We start from the raw sequence: 4,919 nt of genomic DNA, 5'->3' as shown, positions 1-4,919 counted from the left end.
TGCTGTTGATGCGGGTATGGAGTTTGTTAAAACTTCAACAGGATACGCCTATGAGGGTGTAAAAGATGAAGACGTGAAGTTTCTCTCGCACATAGCAAGAGGTCGCATAAAGGTGAAGGCATCTGGAGGCATAAGAACGAGGGAGCAGGCTGAGAAATTTTTGGGATTAGGAGCTGAGAGGATAGGTACGAGCCACACTTTTGAAATACTCAAATCATGATATATATCATAGTATCCCTTCCACCTTTACTTTATGTTAGTACTTACATAACATGGATACAAAGGATAGGATCATAGAAGCTGCTTACGAGTGTTTTTCTGAAAAAGGTTTCTTAGGAACTACCACAAGGGAGATAGCTTCAAAAGCAGGTATATCTGAAGTGACGCTTTTTAGGTATTTCAATAATAAGGAGAGCCTTTTTGAAGCGGTGCTAATAAAGAAATCCATCCTTGAAGATCTTGATAAACTTGGAAAAAATGTAAAAGAGATGCCTTTGGAGGAGCTTCTTGAGTATCTGAGTTTTAGGACTTACCAGCTTATGCGAGATAAAAAGAAGTTTATCAAGATCATCCTATCGGAAATACACGGATATCCGGTAAAGGTGATTTCAGCTTACGAAAATTTTACGAAAAAACTTCATGAAGGCTTTGAGAAGGCTCTTTCTCCCTATAGAGAGGAGCTAAAAACGGATCTGCCACTCAAAGTTGTCGCACAGTTCTTTCTTGGGGCTATCTTCTCTTACTTTCTGACGTACGAAGTTTTTTTAAACAGGGAAGCAAAAGAGGACACACTCAAAAAAGAACTTGGTACTTTTGTTAGCATCCTTCTTGAAGGATTAAAGGGAGGAAAAGATGCGAAAATTTCTTAGTTTTGGCGTTGGAGGCTTTATACCCTTAATCTTAGCAGTAGCTCTCGTTATCTTTGTTCAGAAGAGTGGTTTTTTTGCTCAGGAGAGAAAAAATCAATCTCCTGCAGGTATGCCGCCTCTTGAAGTGGATGTCTACAAAGTACCTGCACCCTCAAGCGTGCCGGTAAAGCTTACATATCCTGCGAGAATAAAGAGTCCTCAGAAGGTAACTGTTGTAGCAAGAGTTTCCGGAGTGCTTAAAAAGATGTTTTTTAGAGAAGGTAGTTATGTGAGAGAAGGACAGCTTCTTTTTTTGATAGAGCCAGACACTTACGAAGCTGAATTAAGAAGAGCTGAAGCGAATCTCTCTATGGCAAAGGCTGAACTTGAAAAAGCTCAGAGGGATTGGCTGAGGGTAAAAAAGTCATACGAAGACAAGGTGGTCAGCGAACAGGCAAAGGATGAGGCTCTCTACGCTTACGAAAAAGCAAAAGCCAATTTACAACTGGCGGAGGCAAATCTGAAGCTTGCCCAGATAAATTATAACTACACAAAGGTCACAGCAACCGCATCCGGATATACGGGAATGAAACTCGCAGATGTAGGAAGCTACGTTACACCTAACACTCCTTTGGTAACTATAACCGTCACAGACCCTGTTTATGTGGAGTTCTCCCTTCCTGACGTGGATGCCCTTGCGATAAAGTACGGTGTATCACCTAAAGAATTAACCAGATTATTGAAAGTCAAATTTGTAATGGATGGTGGTAGGGAATATACTGGAAGATTGAACTTTTTTGATGTTAATGTGGATGAAAAGACACTGACGGTAAGGGCGAGGGCGGAGCTAAAAAATCCTGAAAACTTATTAATGCCCGGGCAGTTCGTGAGGGTAGAGGTTGCAGGACTTTACAGAAAGAACGCCATCTTTGTACCACAACAGGCTGTAATACAAACTCCAGGAGGTCCGTTGGTTTTTGTAGTTGAAAACTCAAGGGTGTTTTCCAGACCTGTAAAGCTTGCTGAACTTTCCAACGGGTACTTTGTAGTTGAGAAAGGTTTAAAGCCTGGGGATCTTGTGGTCGTCAATAACCTGATGAAGATAAGAGATGGTATGCCTGTTAAGATAAGAAAACAGCTGGAAGGTGAGATAAGATGATATCTCGCTTTTTTATAGAAAGACCGAGATTTGCGGGAGTAATAGCCATAATCATCGTACTTCTGGGTATAATAGCTTACAGAAACCTTCCGCTTGAAGAGTACCCTGCCCTTACACCTCCCCAGATAGTCATTACCGCTACATATCCTGGAGCTGATGCTGAAACCCTCTACAAGACTGTGATAGCTCCCCTTGAGGAAGAGATAAACGGCGCAAAAAATATGATATACATGTCCTCTACAGCTTCAGCTAACGGCGTAGCTCTGATAAGCGTTTATTTTGATGTAGGAACCAATCCGGATGATGCAAAAGTTGAAGTAAATAACAGGGTACAGTTAGCACTTAGCAGACTCCCGGAAGATGTGCGCAGACAAGGTATTCAGGTGAGGGAGAGGTCAACGGATCTTGTAAAAGTGTACACCTTCCTTTCTGACAAAAGGAACGATGTAGACCTTTCTAACTACCTTGCCATAAATGTTGTCGATGAGTTAAAGAGGGTAAGAGGTGTTGGGGATGTAGTTATATTCGGTGAGAGAAAGTATGCTGTAAGGATCTGGGTAGAGCCAGATAAACTCGCCGAGTTAGGGCTTACCCCACAGGATGTTATGTCAGCAATTAGCATGCAGAATGAGGAGTTTTCCGGAGGAAGTCTCGCTGATGAGCCAACATCAAAGATGTATCTTTTCACATATAGAGTAAAAGGTGAGGGCAGGCTTCCCAGCGTTGAGGATTTTGGCAACATAATAATCAGGACAAATCCGGATGGCTCAAGTCTTAAGTTGAGAGATGTTGCAAAAGTAAGCCTTGATGCGGAAAGTTACGCAACGAGTAGCCTTTATTCCGGTAAAGGTATTAGAGGTAAACCTTCCATATCGGTAGGGGTTTTTCTCTCACCAGGTGCAAACGCCATTGAAGTAGGAGATGATGCGGACAATACTCTCAAAGAACTTTCAAAGAACTTCCCGGCAGATATAAAATACTTTAAGGTCTACGACCCAACAGTTTTCATAAGAGCTTCTATAAACGAAGTTTTAAAGACATTGACAGAAGCTATAATCTTAGTCGCCTTAACTATGCTCTTCTTTCTTGGACACTTCAGGGCAACCTTTATTCCAGCTCTTGCCATACCGGTTTCTCTAATAGGAACCTTTGTAGGTTTATACCTTTTGGGCTTTTCTGTGAACTTGCTAACTCTCTTTGCTCTTGTACTTGTCATAGGTCTCGTAGTTGACGATGCCATCATAGTTGTGGAAAATGTGGAGAGGATAATGAGGGAAGAGAGATTACCTCCAAAAGAGGCAGCCATAAAGTCCATGCAACAGCTCACACCTGCTTTAATAGCGATAGTTATAGTTTTGGGCTCTGTCTTTATACCTTCAGCATTTACCGGTGGATTTACGGGACGCATGTTTCAACAGTTTGCCGCATCCATATCCATAGCTATGTTTCTTTCTGGGCTTGTAGCTCTCACCTTAACACCCGCTTTGAGTGCGATTCTCTTTAAAGAGAAGGAGGAAGAACCCATTTTTGTCTTTAAGCTTTTTGATAAACTGGTATACAGCTTAAGAGACCTGTTCGTGAAAAGTAGCAGTTGGATGATAAAACTCTGGCCTATAAACTTTCTTATTTTTGTATTGCTGTCCCTTTTAGCTTATTATCTCATAAAGCAGGTTCCTACAGCTCTGGTTCCGCCCGAGGATAAAGGCACAGTTATGGTCATAGGCTACACACCACCCGGCTCTTCTATGAAGAGAACTGAACAGATGGTAAGGTATATGCAGGATGTCCTTATGAGCGACCCGAGATTTTATGACGTGGTTTCCATAATAGGTTTTGATTTTGGGGCTTTCGGATACAGAACGGATGCAACGGTTTCTTGGGCGCACCTTGTGAATTGGGATAAAAGAGAAGGTACGGAAAACTCAAGTATGGCAATAGCTGGACAGCTCTTCCCAAAATTTATGGCATATCCAGATGGGCTTTTAATACCGCTGAACCTTCCCCCCATAATGGGACTAAGTACGACCGGAGGTTTTGAGATATACATACAGGATAGGAAAGGTGGTTCACTTTACGATCTGCAAAAGGCTGTAGATCAAATAATCTCCAAAGCTAATCAGAGACCTGAGCTTATGAATGTGAGGACCACCCTTCAGGTGCTTACACCGAGATATTACGTAGAGATAGATAGAACAAAGGCTGAAGCTCTGGGTATAAGTGCTGAAGATGCATACAGAGCTTTACAATCCGTTTGGGGACCTAATTACGTAAACGATGTTACCTTCTTTGGGAGGACTTACAGAGTATACTTATCTGGTGACGAAAGATACAGGATAGAGCCACGCGATATAAGGGAAATATACGTTAGGTCTAAGGACGGAAACTTAGTACCTCTTTCCTCACTTGTAAAGTATGCCACCTTTCAAGCGAGCGCTTCTGTAGTTCAGAGGTTTAACATGTTCAATGCTGCTCAGATAAGCGGTGATCCTAAACCGGGCTATACATCGGGACAAGCCTTGAAAGCTATAGAAGAAGTTGTAAAGTCTGTACTGCCTGAAGGTTACACCATAGCGTACGCAGGAACATCTTATCAAGAAAAATTAGTTCAGCAAAAGGGTGGCTACGTCTATCTTTTTTCTATAATTTTCGTGTTTTTAATACTCGTTGCCCTTTACGAAAGCTGGCTCTTACCGATTGCTATAATGCTTGTAGTTCCTTTTGCGGTTTTAGGTGCTTTCCTGTTTCTTTACTTCTTCAAACTTGAAAATGATGTTTACACACAGGTCGGTGTAATAACTTTGATAGGATTATCAGCCAAAAATGCCATACTTCTTGTGGAGTTTGCAGAGCAAAAACTTAAAGATGGCTCGGATCTTTTAGGAGCTATTCTTGAAGCTGCAAGGATAAGGTTC

The 4,919-nt window shown here is 41.8% G+C and carries 4 protein-coding genes; all 4 read left to right on the top strand.

Going from position 1 to position 4,919, the window contains the following annotated elements; all coding sequences use genetic code 11:
* The coding region (locus tag ABWK04_01580; protein MEZ0360577.1) for a 2-deoxyribose-5-phosphate aldolase at positions 1-220 on the top strand (220 nt) is incomplete at its 5' end.
* A 52-nt stretch (positions 221-272) separates the two neighbouring features.
* Positions 273-869 carry a TetR/AcrR family transcriptional regulator gene (locus tag ABWK04_01575; protein MEZ0360576.1) on the top strand — a complete coding sequence of 199 codons (597 nt, stop codon included), beginning with the start codon at positions 273-275 and terminating at the stop codon, positions 867-869.
* A complete protein-coding gene (locus ABWK04_01570; protein MEZ0360575.1) occupies positions 853-2,007 on the top strand; it encodes an efflux RND transporter periplasmic adaptor subunit in 1,155 nt (384 codons plus the stop codon). Before ABWK04_01575 ends, ABWK04_01570 begins: the two co-directional genes overlap by 17 nt.
* A partial coding sequence (locus tag ABWK04_01565; GenBank protein MEZ0360574.1) for an efflux RND transporter permease subunit occupies positions 2,004-4,919 on the top strand: 2,916 nt, incomplete at its 3' end. The genes ABWK04_01570 and ABWK04_01565, both read left to right, overlap by 4 nt.

This window comes from Hydrogenobacter sp., assembly GCA_041287335.1.
Taxonomy (GTDB): Bacteria; Aquificota; Aquificia; order Aquificales; family Aquificaceae; genus Hydrogenobacter.
This window is presented reverse-complemented; position numbering and strand designations above follow the sequence as displayed.

Excerpts from the sequence above, each read along its gene's own strand:
- ABWK04_01575 (MEZ0360576.1), top strand. The coding sequence starts at position 273 with ATGGATACAAAGGATAGGATCATAGAAGCTGCTTACGAGTGTTTTTCT.
- ABWK04_01570 (MEZ0360575.1), top strand. The coding sequence starts at position 853 with ATGCGAAAATTTCTTAGTTTTGGCGTTGGAGGCTTTATACCCTTAATC.